The 383-nt window shown below is 71.5% G+C and carries 1 protein-coding gene; it reads left to right on the top strand.

The genetic code is table 11. From position 1 onward, the window contains the following. Window position 1 precedes the first annotated feature (1 nt). A partial coding sequence (locus ACLZOT_RS50375) for a helix-turn-helix transcriptional regulator (RefSeq protein WP_416976042.1) occupies window positions 2-383 on the top strand: 382 nt, incomplete at its 3' end.

Here is a 383-nt window from a genome sequence, read left to right as displayed (position 1 = left end):
CATGCCCGACGAGCAGCGCCTGCGCACCCTCGTCGCCCTGCGGCGCGTCCGTGACCGGATGGACCGGGAGTACGCGCGGCCACTGGACGTCGAGGCGCTCGCGCGGGGCGTGCACATGTCGGCCGGTCATCTCAGCCGCGAGTTCAAGGCCGCCTACGGCGAGTCTCCGTACGGCTATCTGATGACGGGGCGCATCGAGCGCGCCATGGCGTTGCTGCGCCGCGGCGACCTCAGCGTCACCGAGGTGTGCTTCGAGGTCGGCTGCTCGTCCCTCGGCACCTTCAGCACCCGCTTCACGGAACTGGTCGGCATGTCACCGAGCGCGTACCGGCGCCAGGAGGCGGACGCCGCGGCCGGTATCCCGTCCTGCCTGGAGACGCAGG

Origin of the sequence: Streptomyces sp. 4F14, from assembly GCF_048159485.1 — a bacterium.
Classification (GTDB): domain Bacteria; phylum Actinomycetota; class Actinomycetes; order Streptomycetales; family Streptomycetaceae; genus Streptomyces.
Note: the sequence above shows the minus strand (reverse complement) of the source record. Positions and strands in the feature narration are given on the sequence as shown.